This is a genomic window from Chryseobacterium sp. B21-037, from assembly GCF_028570785.1.
Classification (GTDB): domain Bacteria; phylum Bacteroidota; class Bacteroidia; order Flavobacteriales; family Weeksellaceae; genus Chryseobacterium; species Chryseobacterium proteolyticum.
On sequence record NZ_JALGCB010000001.1, the window covers coordinates 463,838 to 480,323 of the forward strand.

At 34.4% G+C, this 16,486-nt stretch carries 12 protein-coding genes and 1 pseudogene; 7 read left to right on the top strand and 6 right to left on the bottom strand.

Going from position 1 to position 16,486, the window contains the following annotated elements:
• Positions 1 to 51: 51 nt before the first annotated feature.
• Positions 52 to 1,656: a S8/S53 family peptidase gene (locus tag MTQ00_RS02080; RefSeq protein WP_273647533.1), complete on the bottom strand. Its 1,605-nt coding sequence runs from the start codon at positions 1,654 to 1,656 to the stop codon at positions 52 to 54.
• An 86-nt stretch (positions 1,657 to 1,742) separates the two neighbouring features.
• On the opposite strand from MTQ00_RS02080, the gene MTQ00_RS02085 reads away from it, so the two are divergent.
• From MTQ00_RS02085 to MTQ00_RS02095, 3 genes are all read left to right on the top strand, one after another.
• Positions 1,743 to 2,867, top strand: coding sequence for a DegT/DnrJ/EryC1/StrS family aminotransferase (locus MTQ00_RS02085; RefSeq protein ID WP_273647534.1), 1,125 nt, complete (start codon positions 1,743 to 1,745; stop codon positions 2,865 to 2,867).
• A gap of 484 nt (positions 2,868 to 3,351) precedes the next feature.
• Positions 3,352 to 4,374 carry a UDP-glucose 4-epimerase GalE gene (gene galE / locus MTQ00_RS02090; protein WP_273647535.1) on the top strand — a complete coding sequence of 341 codons (1,023 nt, stop codon included), beginning with the start codon at positions 3,352 to 3,354 and terminating at the stop codon, positions 4,372 to 4,374.
• Positions 4,375 to 4,454: 80 nt separating this feature from the next.
• Positions 4,455 to 4,901, top strand: coding sequence for an adenylyltransferase/cytidyltransferase family protein (locus MTQ00_RS02095; RefSeq protein WP_273647536.1), 447 nt, complete (start codon positions 4,455 to 4,457; stop codon positions 4,899 to 4,901).
• 35 nt (positions 4,902 to 4,936) lie between these two features.
• On the opposite strand, the gene MTQ00_RS02100 is transcribed toward MTQ00_RS02095, so the two are convergent.
• The 5 genes and pseudogenes from MTQ00_RS02100 to pnuC all read right to left on the bottom strand — a co-directional run bounded on the left by MTQ00_RS02100 (position 4,937) and on the right by pnuC (position 10,845).
• Positions 4,937 to 7,456 (bottom strand): TonB-dependent receptor domain-containing protein, encoded by a 2,520-nt coding sequence (locus MTQ00_RS02100; protein WP_273647537.1) that lies wholly within the window; start codon positions 7,454 to 7,456, stop codon positions 4,937 to 4,939.
• 168 nt (positions 7,457 to 7,624) lie between these two features.
• Positions 7,625 to 8,650 carry an endolytic transglycosylase MltG gene (gene mltG / locus MTQ00_RS02105; RefSeq protein ID WP_273647538.1) on the bottom strand — a complete coding sequence of 342 codons (1,026 nt, stop codon included), beginning with the start codon at positions 8,648 to 8,650 and terminating at the stop codon, positions 7,625 to 7,627.
• 33 nt (positions 8,651 to 8,683) lie between these two features.
• Positions 8,684 to 9,452: pseudogene (gene dapF / locus MTQ00_RS02110) on the bottom strand (diaminopimelate epimerase).
• A gap of 92 nt (positions 9,453 to 9,544) precedes the next feature.
• Positions 9,545 to 10,171, bottom strand: coding sequence for a hypothetical protein (locus MTQ00_RS02115; protein ID WP_273647539.1), 627 nt, complete (start codon positions 10,169 to 10,171; stop codon positions 9,545 to 9,547).
• Positions 10,168 to 10,845: a nicotinamide riboside transporter PnuC gene (pnuC, locus tag MTQ00_RS02120; RefSeq protein WP_273647540.1), complete on the bottom strand. Its 678-nt coding sequence runs from the start codon at positions 10,843 to 10,845 to the stop codon at positions 10,168 to 10,170. The genes MTQ00_RS02115 and pnuC overlap by 4 nt, the downstream gene beginning before the upstream one ends.
• Before the next feature lie 177 nt (positions 10,846 to 11,022).
• Between pnuC and MTQ00_RS02125 the strand changes: the two genes are divergently transcribed.
• The 4 genes from MTQ00_RS02125 (at position 11,023) to MTQ00_RS02140 (ending at position 16,477) form a co-directional block, all read left to right on the top strand.
• Positions 11,023 to 12,552: an APC family permease gene (locus MTQ00_RS02125; RefSeq protein WP_273647541.1), complete on the top strand. Its 1,530-nt coding sequence runs from the start codon at positions 11,023 to 11,025 to the stop codon at positions 12,550 to 12,552.
• Between the two features lie 74 nt (positions 12,553 to 12,626).
• On the top strand, positions 12,627 to 13,637 hold the full coding sequence (locus tag MTQ00_RS02130) for a glycosyl hydrolase (RefSeq protein WP_273647542.1): 1,011 nt from the start codon (positions 12,627 to 12,629) through the stop codon (positions 13,635 to 13,637).
• Positions 13,638 to 13,909: 272 nt separating this feature from the next.
• Entirely contained in the window at positions 13,910 to 15,268 is a 1,359-nt protein-coding gene (gene hemN / locus MTQ00_RS02135) for an oxygen-independent coproporphyrinogen III oxidase (protein ID WP_273647543.1), read from the top strand.
• Positions 15,269 to 15,271: 3 nt separating this feature from the next.
• Positions 15,272 to 16,477 (top strand): hypothetical protein, encoded by a 1,206-nt coding sequence (locus MTQ00_RS02140; protein ID WP_273647544.1) that lies wholly within the window; start codon positions 15,272 to 15,274, stop codon positions 16,475 to 16,477.
• Positions 16,478 to 16,486: the final 9 nt, after the last annotated feature.

The following is a 16,486-nucleotide window of genomic DNA, read 5'->3' on the forward strand; positions in this document are numbered from 1 at the left end:
ATTATAATTAATCTCGTTATAACAAAGCCACTCAATTTGAGTGGACTTTGTTTATTCTTTTATAAATTTCTCATAATAAGATTTATCTTTTGTCTGAATCTTAAGGTAATAAGTACCTTTCGGAAAATGCTCAACTTTAATCGACTTTTGATGGTTGCTCCGGATGATGAGCCTACCCAGGTTATCATAAACTTCCAATGAAATAACATCTGCTTCTGATGCGACATTTAGAATGCTTTTTACAGGATTTGGAAATATAGTAACTTTTTGCTTTTTTACCGCTTCGGAAGTGTTTAAAGTTCCATTATAGAAGTTTCCGAAATTAAGAATCCCATAACCCATCTGATCTGTGTAGGAAGGATATAATGAGGCCGTTTGTCGTAATTTATTTTTCATCAGATCTCGGTTCATATTGGAAAAAGCCTGAATTAAGCAAGCTACTCCACCTGCAGCAATTGGTGTTGCGATTGAGGTTCCTGTAGCAGAAGTTATTGAATTATTGAAAACAGTAGCGGATGCAGTACCTCTTGTACTGCCGTCTGGCTTTATTACACCCAACGCATTAGGCCCGAAAGATGAAAATCCGGATGAGATTCCGGAAGAATCTACTGAGCCTATCGTAAACACCTGGGGATTATCTGCAGGAGTGCTGATGTAATGCCAGGGAAGCTGTCCCGAGTTTCCTGCTGCAATTAATACAAAAATACCTTTGGTTGTTGCAATCCCGGCGGCTCTGGCTATAAAAGATGTGCTTCCATTCATATCAGAATACTGATAATTATATCGTGTATCATCAAATGTGGTATATCCCAGAGATGTAGTAATAAGGTCGACCCCTTTTCTATCAGCTTCCTCTGCTGCTTCAATCCAGTATAATTCTTCTTCAGGAATTTCTACAAGGGAATTTTCGCTGCGGTAAAGATAGAAATCAGCATCAGGTGCCGAACCAACGAATATATCCTGAATATAACCTCCAATTGCACCTAAAACAACAGAGCCATGGACATTGAGTGAGGGGTTATAAATATCATTCGTTTTAGTGACAAAATCAAATCCTCCTTTAATTTTATTATTGGTCCATAATCTGGCAAAAGCAGAGCCTGTGTTTACTGTCGGAAATCCGGTGTCTATAACTGCGATGGCTACACCATTTCCCGTAAAGCCTGCAAGATGAAGAGGTCTTAGATTGATCTGATCAATTTGTTCTGAGCCTGAACCATAATCAAATGTGGTCAGGTTTTTATTTGTATTGTCAAAATTTTCCCATTTATTAGGGTTGGTCTGTTTGGTCCCTGCAGAAGCATTTCTTGCAAAACTTTCTACCGACTGGACATAGGGTTGTGACTGAAGTGTTGCAATCTGGGCTGAAGTAGCATTTACGGCTACTCCGTTAAGCCATTTTGAGTAATCGGTAACTGTAAAACCAAGGTTTTGGATATTCTGAATATAAGATTGCTCAATGGGAGCATCCTGATCATTCAGGGGAATTCCCAAAGCCGTGCGTCTGTTCAATGATTTCTGGCTAAGCTCAGAAAGGGGATTAGCATAAAATGCTGACTTATTAGGCTTATCAGTGAAATACACGAATACCAGTGCTGTTTGTGCAAAAGCCAGAGAGTAACCGGTTAAGAAACAAAAGAGTAGAGTTTTCTTCATGGAGTTATTTTGTATAAAGGTAAAACAAAATCAATAAAATTTTTGAATGGATTTTAAATTCCTTATTTTTACGGAAATATTTATTTATGAAAAAAATTCAGATGGTTGACTTGCAAAGTCAGTATTACAAGATAAAGAATGATGTAGATAATGCAGTATTAAATGTAATGGATTCTGCGGCTTTTATAAACGGCCCAGAAGTGAAGTCCTTCCAGAATGAATTGGAATCTTATTTAGACGTAAAGCATGTTATTCCTTGTGCAAACGGAACTGATGCTTTACAGATTGCTTTGATGGCTTTAGACCTTAAAGAAGGAGATGAGGTGATCACTGCTGATTTTACTTTTGCAGCTACTGTAGAAGTTATTCATTTATTGAAACTTAAATCTGTTTTGGTAGATGTAGATTACGATACATTCACAATTTCTACGGAACAGATTAAAAAAGCAATTACTCCGAGAACGAAAGCGATCATTCCCGTACACATTTTCGGACAATGTGCTAATATGGAAGAAATTCTGAAAATTGCTGAAGAGAATAACTTATTCGTTATTGAAGACAATGCGCAAGCAATTGGTTCAGACTATACGTTTTCCGATGGAACTGTAAAACAGGCAGGTACGATGTCTACGGTAGGTACCACTTCATTCTTTCCTTCTAAAAATTTAGGTTGCTATGGAGACGGAGGAGCTATCTTTACCAATAACGATGAACTGGCACACCGTTTAAGAGGAATTGTTAATCATGGAATGTATGAAAGGTACTATCATGATGAAGTAGGAGTGAACTCTCGCTTAGACAGTATTCAGGCTGCTATTTTAAGGAAAAAACTTCCTAATCTTGATTCCTATAATGAAGCGAGAAGAAAAGCTGCTGATTATTACGATGAGGCTTTTGCAGGAAACCCAAACATATTAACACCAAAAAGAGCCGAAAACACAACCCACGTATTTCATCAGTATACTTTAAGAATAGTAAACGGAAAACGTAATGAGTTACAAAAATTCCTTGCAGAAAAAGAAATTCCTGCGATGATCTATTATCCGGTAGCATTAAGAAAGCAAAAAGCTTATTTCCAGGAAAGTAATGATGCAGATTTTGTAAATACGGATAAATTATTGGATCAGGTGATTTCTCTTCCGATGCATACAGAATTGGATGAAGAACAGTTGAAGTATATTACGGATGCTGTGCTTGAATTTATGAGATAGAATGAAAAAAAGATTATTTAAATATAAGTGGTTAAATGCTCTTGTAATTGTATTCAATTTTTGTATACTTTTTATATTTGGTTTTGCCACTTTTGATGTTTATAATCTTTTTAAAAGTGAGTCTGATAGCATTTCCAGTGGAAAATATTTTGCGCTGTTGATCTTAGCATTTGGCTTTTTATTTAGCTTTATAAGCTTAATCCTGGTTTTGTTAAAATTATCGAAAAGTTTATTTTTTTTTAAACTTATTTTACGGACTTCTTATTGTAATGTTTTTAGGGGTTTTGACTACTGTGTTTATACAAGAATTTGGTAAGATGGAAGAAGATATTCCTTTATTTGAATATGTAATGTTGTTTGGATTTATTTGTATTACAACATGGCTGATCATACTAATTAACAAGTACAGATATAACGAGGTAAAATGTGATAACATTGAATTTATAGGACAAAAAGAAGAATAAAAATCAAAATATAAACATAAATGGCAATACTCGTAACCGGAGGTCTTGGATATATAGGTTCCCATACCGTAGTGGAATTACTTAATAATAACTTTGATGTTGTTATTGTAGATGATTTGTCTAACTCTGAAAGATTTATTTTAAATAATATAGAAGAGATTACCGGAAAGAAACCTGTTTTTTATCCCTTTGATCTAAAAAGAAAGGAGCTTTTAAGTCAGGTTTTTGATGCTCATCAAATTGACGGATGTATCAACTTTGCTGCTTCTAAGGCAGTTGGCGAAAGTCAGGTTATACCTGTTGATTATTATGAGAATAATTTATTTTCTCTGATCAATATTCTTCAGGAATTTAAAAAGAGAGATCTCTCTAATTTTATTTTCAGTTCTTCGTGTACGGTTTACGGGCAGGCGGATGTAATGCCCATTGATGAAAATACCCCATTAAAAATGCCGGAGAGTGTTTATGGTAAAACTAAACAAATGGGTGAAGAGATCCTTAAAGATTTTGCCAATGCATATAAAAGAAAGATTTCCTTATTAAGATATTTCAATCCTATTGGAGCACATCCTTCGGGTAAATTAGGCGAATTGCCTATTGGAGTTCCAAATAATCTTATTCCTTATGTGATGCAGACGGCAGCAGGAATTCGTGAAAAATTAAATATTTGGGGGAATGATTACGACACGGAGGACGGAACACCAATCCGCGATTACATTTATGTTGTTGATCTTGCTAAGGCTCATGTTGCAGCATTAAAAAAATTAATGTCAGATTCTAGTACCAATACCGTTATTGATATTTATAATTTAGGAACCGGAAAAGGATTCTCAGTTTTAGAAGTGGTGAATGCTTTTGAAATGGCAAATGATGTAAAGGTTGCTTATCAGATCTGTGATAGAAGAGAGGGAGATATTACGGTTGCATATGCCAATGCTGACAAAGCTGAACGTGAGCTGGGGTGGAAGGCTGAAACCAGTTTGCAGGAGTCATTAAAAACAGTTTGGGAATGGCAAAAATACCTGAACTCAAGAAATTTATAATAAATGATTAATAAAATATTTCTCTATGAAAGGAATTGAATAAAAGATTTCTATCTTAGCGAAGTTTTAAATAGACTAATATGAAAACAGAAAGAATCGGGATTACATTCTCTTCATTTGACTTACTTCATGCAGGACATATAAAAATGTTAGAAGAAGCAAAAACCGTTTGCGATTATCTGATTGTAGGTTTACAGATTGACCCCTCCCATGATCGCCCTAATAAAAATAAGCCTACTCAGACCATTGTAGAAAGATATATTCAGCTTAAGGCAGTGAGTGCTGTAGATGAAATCATTCCTTACTATACAGAAGAAGATCTGGAAGACATTTTGAAATCTTTTGTAATAGACGTAAGAATTATCGGAGACGATTATATGGACCGTGATTTTACAGGAAAAAAATACTGCGAGCAAAAAGGAATAGAAATTTATTATAATAAAAGGGACCACCGGTTTTCCTCCAGCGATTTAAGAAAAAGAATTTTCGAAGCGGAGAAAAGCAAAGTACCCGTAAATGCAAAATAAAAAAATCCCGATTAATAATCGGGATTTTTTTTGTATTACATTGGACCACCTTGATCGTCGTCTCCTCCTGCATTAGAATTAATATCTTTTTTTCTTTTCTGTTGTTCTACTTTTTCTCCTTGTTTGAATCTGTATGTAAGAGAGATTGAAAATTGTCTTGGTTGCCATTGCATGTACATTTCTCTTGTATAATTGGGTCCAAAATTTGTTACTTGTCTTGCTCTAGTATTGAATATATCTTGAATATTAAATGCAATTGTTCCATTTCCTTTCCAAATAGTTTTGGTTGCTCCTAAGTTAAAAAAGTAAATAGATTTTGTCTCCTGACTTGCATTTTTTTGTGCGCCTCGGAAATTTCCTTGAACTTGAATACTAAATGTTTTATCTAACTTGAACGTATTGGCTAATCTGGCTCTGCTCGAAAATCCAGTACCATCATAAGACTGGATGAAATTACCATCTATAAAAAGATCTCCCTTAGTTTTATATCCGAATAGGTCCACGTTCCCCATTATTTTCCACCAGGCAAAAGGATCATAAGTACCATTTAAATCTAAACCATATCGATCTTCTGATCCAACATTAAATGGAGTAGAAGTAAATGAACCAGGATCAGCAAGGTTTTGAATGATAGCAAATTGTACGTTGTCTTTCTCCTTTCTATAATATAACGTTGGGTTAATGGTTACTTTACTTTTTGATAAGTTGTATCCCAGTTCAAAAGAGTCAATATATGAAGGGTTTAAATCTGGATTTCCTTGAAACAAGTTTCTAACATCACTAGGCGACGGAATAGGAATCATAAAAAATGATCTTGGCCTATCTATTCTTCTGGAATAGTTTAATAAGATTTGATTGTTTTTGGCTATGTCATAGCTTAAGAAAATACTAGGGAAAAGATTATTATAGTTTTTCTTTTTATTTAAAATAACATCAGTATTTACATCAGGAGTTTGCGGATTTCTATATGGATAAGAAAAGTTTATATTTGAAATCTCATCTCTTAATCCAACTTGATAGCTGAATGCTCCCATCTTACTTTTGAATTGTGCATAAAAAGCATTAAATGTTTCAGTGTAATTAGATAATCCTGTAAATCGGCCCATTACAGTAGGAGGTTGGGTTTGTGATAATTGATTTTGAGCAAAATAATCATAATCATTATCATTGTGATCTAATTTGTATCCAGCATTAAATGTTGAATGCTCACCAATGGGCAATTCATAGTCTAATTTTCCTACTAATGATTTATTTAATGTCTTCACTTTTGTATTTGTAAAAGAGCTAAAAATATCATTGGTAGTTGCTGTAATATCAGAATTATTATTGGATTGATTTCGTTGTAAGCTTACGGATAAAGAAATATTTTGACCTTTATCGTCAAATTTATGATCAATTCCAAAGTCCCCTTGCATACCGGTGTTGGTATTAGCTCCAATAGAATTTCTTGTTGAAAATACGCTACTGCCATTTCTGTTTGTATCAATGTAATTTATAGGATTATCATTGGTATTGTCAAACGTTCTAATCGTTCCACTTAAATTAATCGAGGTCTTGGGTGAAATATCATATACTACTCCAGCTGTTGCATTGTAATTATTTGATTTGGTTTTATTTTCGCTGTTTTGATATGCTGATAGAAGGTCTCCTGAAGTATAATTTGTAGTACTTCTATTTTTATTTTTACCTTCTTGATATCCGCCGCCGCCATTTAAAAACCAATTCCAATTACCTTTCTTCCAACTAAGATTTACATTAAGATTTGTTTTTGGAAGATACCCTAAAGTTCCAATTACACTACCATTAAATCCTAATTTATTATTTTTTTTAAGTATGATGTTTAAAATACCTGCTGTACCTGAAGCATCATATTTTGCTGATGGATTAGTAATTACCTCAATCCTATCAATTTGATCAGCTGGAATTGCTTGCAGGGCATTTGCACCGTCATCAATACCTAATAATGCTGACGGTTTTCCATTAATCAAAAATCTTACATTAGAGCTCCCTCTCATGCTTACAGTTCCATCAGGATCTACGGATACAGATGGTACGTTTTGTAATACATCCTGTAAATTTCCACCAATAGAAGTTAAATCACTTTTTACATCATAAGTTTTTTTATCTAATTCAACCTTATAGGGCTTTGTTGCTTGTACCGTAATCGTTACACCCTGTATATCTCCCGTTTTAAGGTTGGTTGCACTTTTTTCAGGCTCAATGGATAAGGCGCCGATATTTCCCGCAGCTGCAATTTGTTTATTAACTACACTTTTTTTGTAATCAATTGCTTCAACGGTGATGTCGTAATTCCCGGGAGCAAGATCAAGTTTATACTGTCCTTTTTCATCAGTAAGAGCAGCATCACTCAGTAATTTATTTTCTTTATTGCTGAAGGTGACTGAGGCATAAGGAACAGGTTGATTGTTTTTACTAACAATTGTCCCTGATATAGCTGCTTTTTCCTGTCCGAAAGCAAATGCTGCCGCCGAAAGAACAAAAGTAAGCCCTAAGGTTTTTTTTGTAAAAAGGTTAATAATTTCCGTGTGATTCATAAGGTATTGTTTGTGTAAAATCGTGAAGGGATAACTCCTAATATTATGAAATTATTAATGGGTTAAATTTCAAAATATTACGATTAATTTATTGTTTGTAATAGATATGTCGCTTTTTAAGGCCGGATGTTAATTATGAAATTGTTAAAATAAAGTTAAATTTGCTTTTTATTTTATATTTTTTGAATTAAGCCAGTTTTGATAAGCTTTTGCATTGATTGCATGCTCTTCAGCACTTGCCGTGAATTTGTGATAGCCAAACCTTGCCGGATCAGCGCACATATATATATAATTGTTGTTTTCTGCGTTAAGTATTGCGTCTACAGAGTTCTTATCTACAATACATATCGGGCCGGGAGGAATACCGGGATTAGCATATGTATTGTATGGAGAGGGTGTAGACAGATGTTTATATAAAACCCTTTTGATTGGCTCTTTAAAATTTGTCTGCTTATTAATAGCATAGATCACCGTAGGATCAGATTGTAATTTCATTCCTTTTCTGTATCGGTTTAAATATAGTCCTGCGATAGTTTTCATTTCATCTTTTTTTCCACCGGATTCTTTATAGACAATAGAGGCAAGTGCATAAATCTGATCTCTTGTTAGCCCGGACTGCTGTTCTTTGTTTTTTCTTTCACTTGTCCAGAAACCATTATATTGATCCTCAAATCTTTTAAAAAAATCTTTAGGACTTACTGTCCAGAAAAAGTTATATGAATCGATAAAAAAATACTTTTTCAGGTCTTCGGCGCTGGTATATCCTTTTTCAGTTGCAATGGTATTAAAATCTTTTACAAATCTGAGTGAATCCAGCTCCGTTTTTTTTGTGACTTTACCGATCATTTGATACATATCACCAAAATCTCCTATTCTAAAGGTATTCTCAGTCTGGTTTCCCGCTTTGATCATATTGACAATATTCGTATTTCCTGTTCCATTCTGGATGTGGTAACGACCCGGTTTGAGATGTTGTTCCAGATCCTTATCCTTTGCTACTCTTTCAAACGACTCTTTATTTTGTATATACGGTCCGATAGAATCAAGAACCTGCTTAAAGCTTGCTCCATGAGGGATTAAAACATATCCTTCTTTTTCTACGTTGTTACCGTAATATGTATTATAAAATCTTAACCCAAAAAATCCTGCTACCGCTACAACAAGCAGTATGATAATGAGAATAGTTTTTTTCATTATTTAATAGTTGATTAAAAGTTGTCTTTTTTTTTAAACCAAGTCAACCTTACCTCTAAAAACTTGTTTTGCCGGTCCTTCCAACCAGATATTCTGGAAAGAATTTCCGTTTTTTTTCAGCATACACTTTAAGGTTTCCACCTAAAGTTTTAACTTTTACAGAGATTAGATTGTTTTTTTGTAGAAAGGTTAAAGCAGATGCAGTAACTCCTGTTCCACAACTGTATGTTTCATCCTCAACGCCTCGTTCATAGGTTCTTACGAAAATTTCATCATCGGTAATTTTTTCAACAAAATTGACGTTGATACCTTTTTCTTTATAGTTTTCTGAATTTCTGATTTCGTTTCCTTCTGCAAAAACATTGTAGGTAACCAAATCTTCGACGTATTTTACATAATGTGGAGATCCGGTATCCATTACAGAATCTGCTCCGTCATTGGAAATGTCGGTAACATCGATCATTTTTAATTTGATGATACCATTATGGATTTCTGCTTCATGTTCTCCATCTATAGCAATAAATTTACATTTGGCTTCAAAGATATCAAGGAAAAAAGCAAACGCAACAAGACATCTACCACCGTTTCCACACATGGTACTTTCTCCACCATCGGAATTGTAATACACCATTTTGAAATCATACTTTTCATCATTTTCTAAAAGAATAAGACCATCCGCTCCAATTCCAAAACGTCGGTCGCAAAGCTTTTCGATAATTGCTTTGTCTTTTGGAAATTGCAGATCTCTGTTATCTACCATTACGAAATCGTTTCCAGTGCCTTGATATTTATAAAATTCCATACTTTCTTTACATTAAAATAAACAAACAAAATTAGTATATTAAAATAAAAAACGGGCAGTAAATACTGCCCGTTTTTTATTATTTAGAATGATTATCTTCTGAATCCGCTTCCGCCTGATCGATTAGAGTTATCTTGCTGAGTATTATTACTTCTAAATCCACTTCCGTTATTTGTATTTATTGGACTATTAGAGTTGGATGAACTGTTACTTCTGAAACCGCTGTTATTTTGAGGTCTTTGAGTATTTTGCTGAGGAACATTTCTATATCCGCTGCCCTGATTACTCTGACTATTGGAGTTGTTATTTCTGAAACCGCTATTTCCGTTGTTTCTGTTATTATATCCGTTATTGTTATTGTAATTACTATTGTTATAATTACTGTTATTGGTACGTGTATTTTGCAATCCGTTATTAGGTCTCTGAGAAGTAATTGTAGAGCTTCTTCTTTCTACATAAACCCTTCTTCTGTTATTATTGTTCCCATAGTAATAATAAGGAGCACCATTATCGTAATAATAATTGATATCATTTCTATAGTAATATCCATCATTGCCATAATATCCGCCACTTCCGTAGTATCCTGATGGAGCATAATAATAACCGTTATTATAATATGGATCTCCATAACCACCAGCATATCCGTCAGAATATGCCAAACAAGAAGTTAAACTAACTATAGTGAAAAAACTAAACGTTAATTTTAATAAATTTTTCATGACTTTATCTTTCTTTTTTCTTTATAACTTTTTTTCCATTTGACGAATCCTATGATCGCCATTATAGTAAATACCAAATATTGAACCGAAGTGATTCCAAGTCCTTTAAAAATCATCATAGGCATGCAAATAAAATCTCCGATGATCCAGAAAATCCAGTTCTCAATGCGTTGTTTGGCCATAAACCACATTCCTACTAAAAATATGGATGTGGTAAATACATCAAGCCAATTTACCCAATCAAGATGATACAATCCTAAATTAGCACCTGTCATGGAAAAATGATTATCTATGTAAGGTTTGTAATAATATATAAAAGTAACGAGTAATAAACTAACTGCAAACAGGATGCTGGCAAAGATCCATTCTTTTTTGGTTGCCCATGAAACTTCCACATGAACATTATCTTCTGAATTTTTTGCCCATAAAATCCATCCGTAAACACTCATAGCAGTGTAGTAGATGTTGATCATACAATCGCCCAGCAATCCGAAGTTAAAAAGAATATAAACATAAATAAGGGTCGAAATAATACCAGTGGGGTATACCCAAATATTTTTTTTGATGGAGAAATAGACACTGAGGATGCCGAAAAAAGTTCCTGCGCTTTCCAGCATAATTTGTAAGGTTGTATAGTCTTCATACGGTTTTACAAAGAGGTCATATAGATTCATATGTTCAAATGTGTTCAAAAATAAGCAAAAATTCAATATTGATGAAAAATGAGTTGAATGGTATGTTAATCAGTTTTTTATATCCTTAAATATAAATTTAATAATGAAAGTTTGTCAATAATTGTTAGTATTTGTAAATTTTTTATACTTTCGTAAATCTTAAATAAACAATAAAATATGTCAAAAATTTGGGTTAAGAAACCAATGAGCGCTTATGAAGCTGATATTAAGAAAAGTGAGCTGAAACGCGTTTTAGGAAAATGGAGTCTTACAGCTATTGGAATCGGAGCAATTATCGGAGGAGGAATTTTTGTACTTACCGGGACAGGAGCTTATTATAATGCAGGTCCTGCATTAGCACTTTCCTTTGTAATTGCAGGAATTGCCTGTGTATTTGCAGCTTTATGTTATGCTGAATTTGCTTCCATACTTCCTGTAGAAGGTTCGGCTTATGCTTATGCTTATGGAACAGTAGGGGAAATTTTTGCCTGGATTATCGGGTGGGGATTGATTTTAGAATATGCAATGGGATCTATGACGGTCGCCGTATCCTGGTCCGGTTATTTTGGAAAACTCCTTAAAATGTTCGGATTGCATTTGCCTACATGGCTTACTACTGACCCCCAGACTTATTGGGCAGCCGGAAATTCCGGTTTTTCTATGAACTTACCTGCATTTTTGATTGTATTATTTGTTATATCTATTTTGGTGAGAGGAACAAAGGGAGCTGCAAAAGCGAATAACTTTATTGTAATGCTTAAAGTATCAGCAATCATTTTTGTTATTATTGCCGGTATTTTCTTTATCAATACGGATAACTGGGTTCCTTTCATTCCTGAAGCGACTACTATTACTGAAAATGGGGTTTCCCATTCTGCGTATGGTATAGGAGGGGTTGTTGCTGGAGCTTCTGCAATTTTCTTTGCTTATGTAGGATTCGATGCGGTGTCGACTCAGGCAGGAGAGGCAATCAATCCTAAAAAAGATGTTCCTTTTGCTATTATTGCTTCTTTGATCATTTGTACACTTTTATATATATTGGTGTCTCTTGTATTAACGGGTATGATGCATTATACGGATTTCAATCCTTTAGGGAAATATCCTGATGCGATCAAAGCTCCTGTTGCCTATGCATTTGATATTGCTGGTCAAGCCTGGGCTGGTTACATCATTACAATTGCAGCAACTGTTGGATTGATTTCAGTATTGATGGTAATGATCATGGGACAATCAAGAATTTTCCTTGGAATGTCTAAAGATGGATTGATCCCAGCAACTTTTTCAAAAGTAAATCCAAAAACAGGAGTGCCAACCAAGAACTTAATTATCTTGGGAATTTTAATTTCTGTAGTTGCCTCTTTAACACCGATCAATGATCTTGCTCACATGACGAGCTTCGGGACTTTATTTGCTTTCACTATGGTTTGTGTAGCTGTTTGGGTGTTGAGGGTTAAAGAACCTAATCTGCAGAGAAACTTTAAAGTTCCGGCATTGCCATTAATCGCTTGTCTTGGAATTTTAATTAATGTTTATCTGATTTTTAATTTAAGTAGAGAGGCTAAAATGTATTCTTTCGCATGGTTGATCATCGGATTTATTATTTACTTCCTTTATAGTAAAAGAAATTCCAAATTACAAAACGGAGGATATGGAGAAACCTTTAAAGCGGAACAAGAGCCACTGGAAAAACCTGATCTAGATTTGTAAGAATAAAAATAAAAATAAAAAATCCACAGAATGTTGTGGATTTTTTATTTTTGTCTTCACCAAATTAAATTTTTATGAAAAATATTCTAGCATGTGTATTTTGTTTTTTGGGAATATTGACATTTTCCCAGGAAGTAAACATGGAAACAATTTTTAATGATAAAATTAGCATAAGAGCGCTCCAGGTCTGGGATCATAAAATCTGGTATGCGGGTACGGATTCCAAATTTGGTTTTGTTGATCTTAAAAATTTTAAAAATCAAAAACAGATTTCATTATCGGATCAGAAGTTAGAGTTCAGAACATTGGCTCAGAACAATAATGATTTTTATGCTATTAATGTTGGAAGTCCTGCTTATTTCTTTAAAATTGATAAAAAGGATATGCAGTCAAAAACAGTGTATAAGGATACGGTGAAAACTGCATTTTATGATGCTTTACACTTTGTGGATGATCATCTTGCTTTTACTTTCAGTGATTCGGATTTAAGTAATCGCCTTAAATTGGTTGCTTTTAAAAATGGGAAATGGGATTTGCTAAAGAATGAAATTTCATTAAACAGTGGGGAAGCAGCTTTTGCAGCAAGTAATACAAACATTGCTTCAACTAAAAAATACATGTGGATCGCAACAGGAGGTAAAGCTTCCCGAATTCTGAGGTTAGATCTTAAAACGGAGAAGTTTGATGTTTTTACTACACCATTTATTCAGGGTGAGCCATCGCAGGGAATGTATTCTATAGATTTTTATGATGACCGGTTTGGAGTTGCAGTCGGAGGAGATTATACCAAACAGAAAGAGAACATCAATAACATAGCGACGACTAATGACGGGGGAAAAACCTGGCAGATTCAGGCGTCAGGTGCGAACGCAGGCTATACTACCTGTGTAAAAATTAGACCGGGATCCAAAGGAAAAGAAATGATAGCAGTAGGAGATCAGCATATCAGTTATTCTTCAGATTTTGGAAAAACTTGGAGGAAAATTTCTGATGAAAAAAACTTATACGTGTGTGAGTGGGTTGATCAAAATTCTGTTGCCTTTGCGGGTAAAGACAAGATCCAGCTGATGAAATTAAAATTTTAAATTTTTGGTATAGAGGATATCTGTAGTTTTATTACCCATTATTATTTTCTTCGGTATACCTTTGAGTGATTTTGGATACAATTAGGTTATTGAATATTTTAAGGCTTTATTTTTTGTATTTAGAGCCTGTGAAGGGTATTTAGACTGATTATAAATTTCGAAAACAAACCCTAATATAATTCATGATTTAAAATTCATAAGTTATAGCTAATTTTGCAGAATGAAATTCTTATGTGAATTTTATTCAATTTATAAAAATTTAAAATTTTTAGATGAACTCTTTAATCGATAAATATAATATTCCCGGACCACGTTACACGTCTTATCCTACTGTTCCATATTGGGACGAAAGCACCTTTTCTCCTGAAAAATGGAAGGAGAGTGTGGTAAGATCTTTCCATGAAAGTAACTCAGGTGAGGGAATTTCTATTTATATCCATTTGCCGTTTTGTGAAGCATTATGTACTTTCTGTGCATGTCATAAACGTATTACAAAACAGCATAGTGTTGAGACACCTTATCTTGAAAGTGTTTTAAAAGAGTGGAAGCTTTATCTTGAGCTTTTTGATGAAAAACCTAAATTAAAAGAACTTCATTTAGGAGGGGGAACGCCTACTTTTTTTTCTCCTAAGAATTTAAAGACATTGCTGGAAGGAATATTTGCTACGGTAGATATTGCAGAACATCCCGAGTTTTCATTTGAAGGACATCCCAATAATACAACAAGAGAGCATCTTCAGACTTTGTATGATCTTGGCTTTCGAAGAGTAAGTTTCGGCGTGCAGGATTACGATCCGAAAGTTCAGAAAGCAATCAACAGGATACAGCCTTTTGAAAAAGTAAAGGAAGTAACCGAATTAGCCCGTGAGATAGGATATGGAGGAATAAGCCACGATTTGGTTTTTGGACTGCCTCACCAGCATTGGGATGCAATGGAATACACGATCCGTAAAACACTGGAACTGAAGCCTGACAGACTGGCTTTTTATTCCTATGCGCATGTTCCGTGGGTAAAAGGAGTAGGACAGAGAGGTTTTGATGAAAATGACCTGCCAAGCGGAAAGGAAAAAAGAAAACTCTACGAAGATGGTAAAAGCTTATTGCAGGAACTGGGATATATAGAGGTTGGGATGGATCATTTTGCCCTGGAGCATGATGACCTTTATCAGTCTTTAATTCAGAAAAAGCTGCATAGGAATTTTATGGGATATACTTCAAGCAAAACGCAATTGATGGTGGGACTTGGAATGTCTTCAATTTCAGATTCCTGGTATGCTTTCGCTCAAAATGTAAAAACGGTTGAAGAATACCAGAAAATGGTTGAAGAGGGAGAGATTCCGGTGGTAAAAGGTCATATCCTTAATCATGAAGATTTAATTGTAAGAAGACATATTTTGAACCTTATGTGTCAGCTGGAAACGACATGGGATATCCAAAACTCTTTCCCGGAACTGGAAAATGCTTTGGAGATGCTTAAGGAAATGGAAAGAGATGAACTGGTTGAAATCAGAGATCATCAGATCAGGATTACAGAAAAGGGAAGAGCGTTTACAAGAAATGTAGCCATGGTGTTTGATCTTAGAATGATGCGAAATAAACCTGAAACCAGGATTTTCTCTATGACTATTTAGTAGATGAATAGAAAAGTTCTTTTCATTATTATCTATACATATGCACTTGTTTTTAGTGTCTTAAAAACGATAAGGTTTCCCAATCAATGGTCCGTTGCTCACTGGATGCTCGATTATAGATTCGGGTTTATAAAAAGAGGATTTGCCGGAGGTTTTTTGGGATTATTTGTAGAGAAAAATGAACAGAACATATTTGTTTTATCTGTTTTTATAATATTGTTGCTATATGGATTGTTGTTGTTTATGGCTAGTAAAGAAACAATCCGGAACAAAGGGGATGTTTACACTCTTGTATTTTATCTGACCTTTTTTTTATCTCAATATATCATATTTACGGCCCATCTTATAGGGTACCTGGATCATATCATCTTTTTGCTAACCATTTTAGTTATATGGCTTCTCAGGAAGAAAAAGATTCTGCTGGCATCATTAGTTGCTTCTATTAGCATTCTTATACATGAGGTTTCATTTTTCCTGATGCTCCCTATCTGTTGCTTTGCTTTGGTGGTGGATGGAGTAAGTGGAGAAAGAATTTCTTTTAAAGACACTTTAAATTCCCATTTAATAAAGAGAATAAGCTTCTTTCTTATATTACCGCTTGCTGTTACTTTTGGAGTGTCAGCCTACCAGGAAATGAGCGGGTCAAACTATCATAAAATGATTTTTAATTATCTGGATCATTTAAAATTTATAAACGCAAAAGTTGCCGATTCTGTAGCATCTGCTTATACTGTAAAATTTACAGACTATATACAAGATGAGAGTCCGCATTTCTTTCAAAGGGTATTTGTTTCCAAATGCTCAATATTTTTTGGGATTCCCATTCTCTTTATGATGTATGTTGTTTACAGGAAGTTTGAAAAGGCCAACAAGTATCTTTTGCTATTGTTTGCTATTGTTATTCTAATTCCCTTAGGACTTCATGCTATTGCCTATGACACTTACAGGATATGGTCATTTCCTTTCATGATTTTGTTTCTGGGTTATTGGATTCTTAGTTCCGGGTACAATGTTTCAGTCGATGTTTCTGAAAAATTATCCTTACCTGAAATTTTGCTTGCTGCTCTTGCAATTGCATTGGTATCGTTAGTTCCAAGTCAATTACTGGATGATGAAGTGGAGCGTTTTTCTTTAGTTCAGAGGCTGCTGATTTTAATTCCACTTCTAGCTTTAGGAACTGCGTGTTTTTATAAGAAAGCCCCAATGTAGTAAAATTGA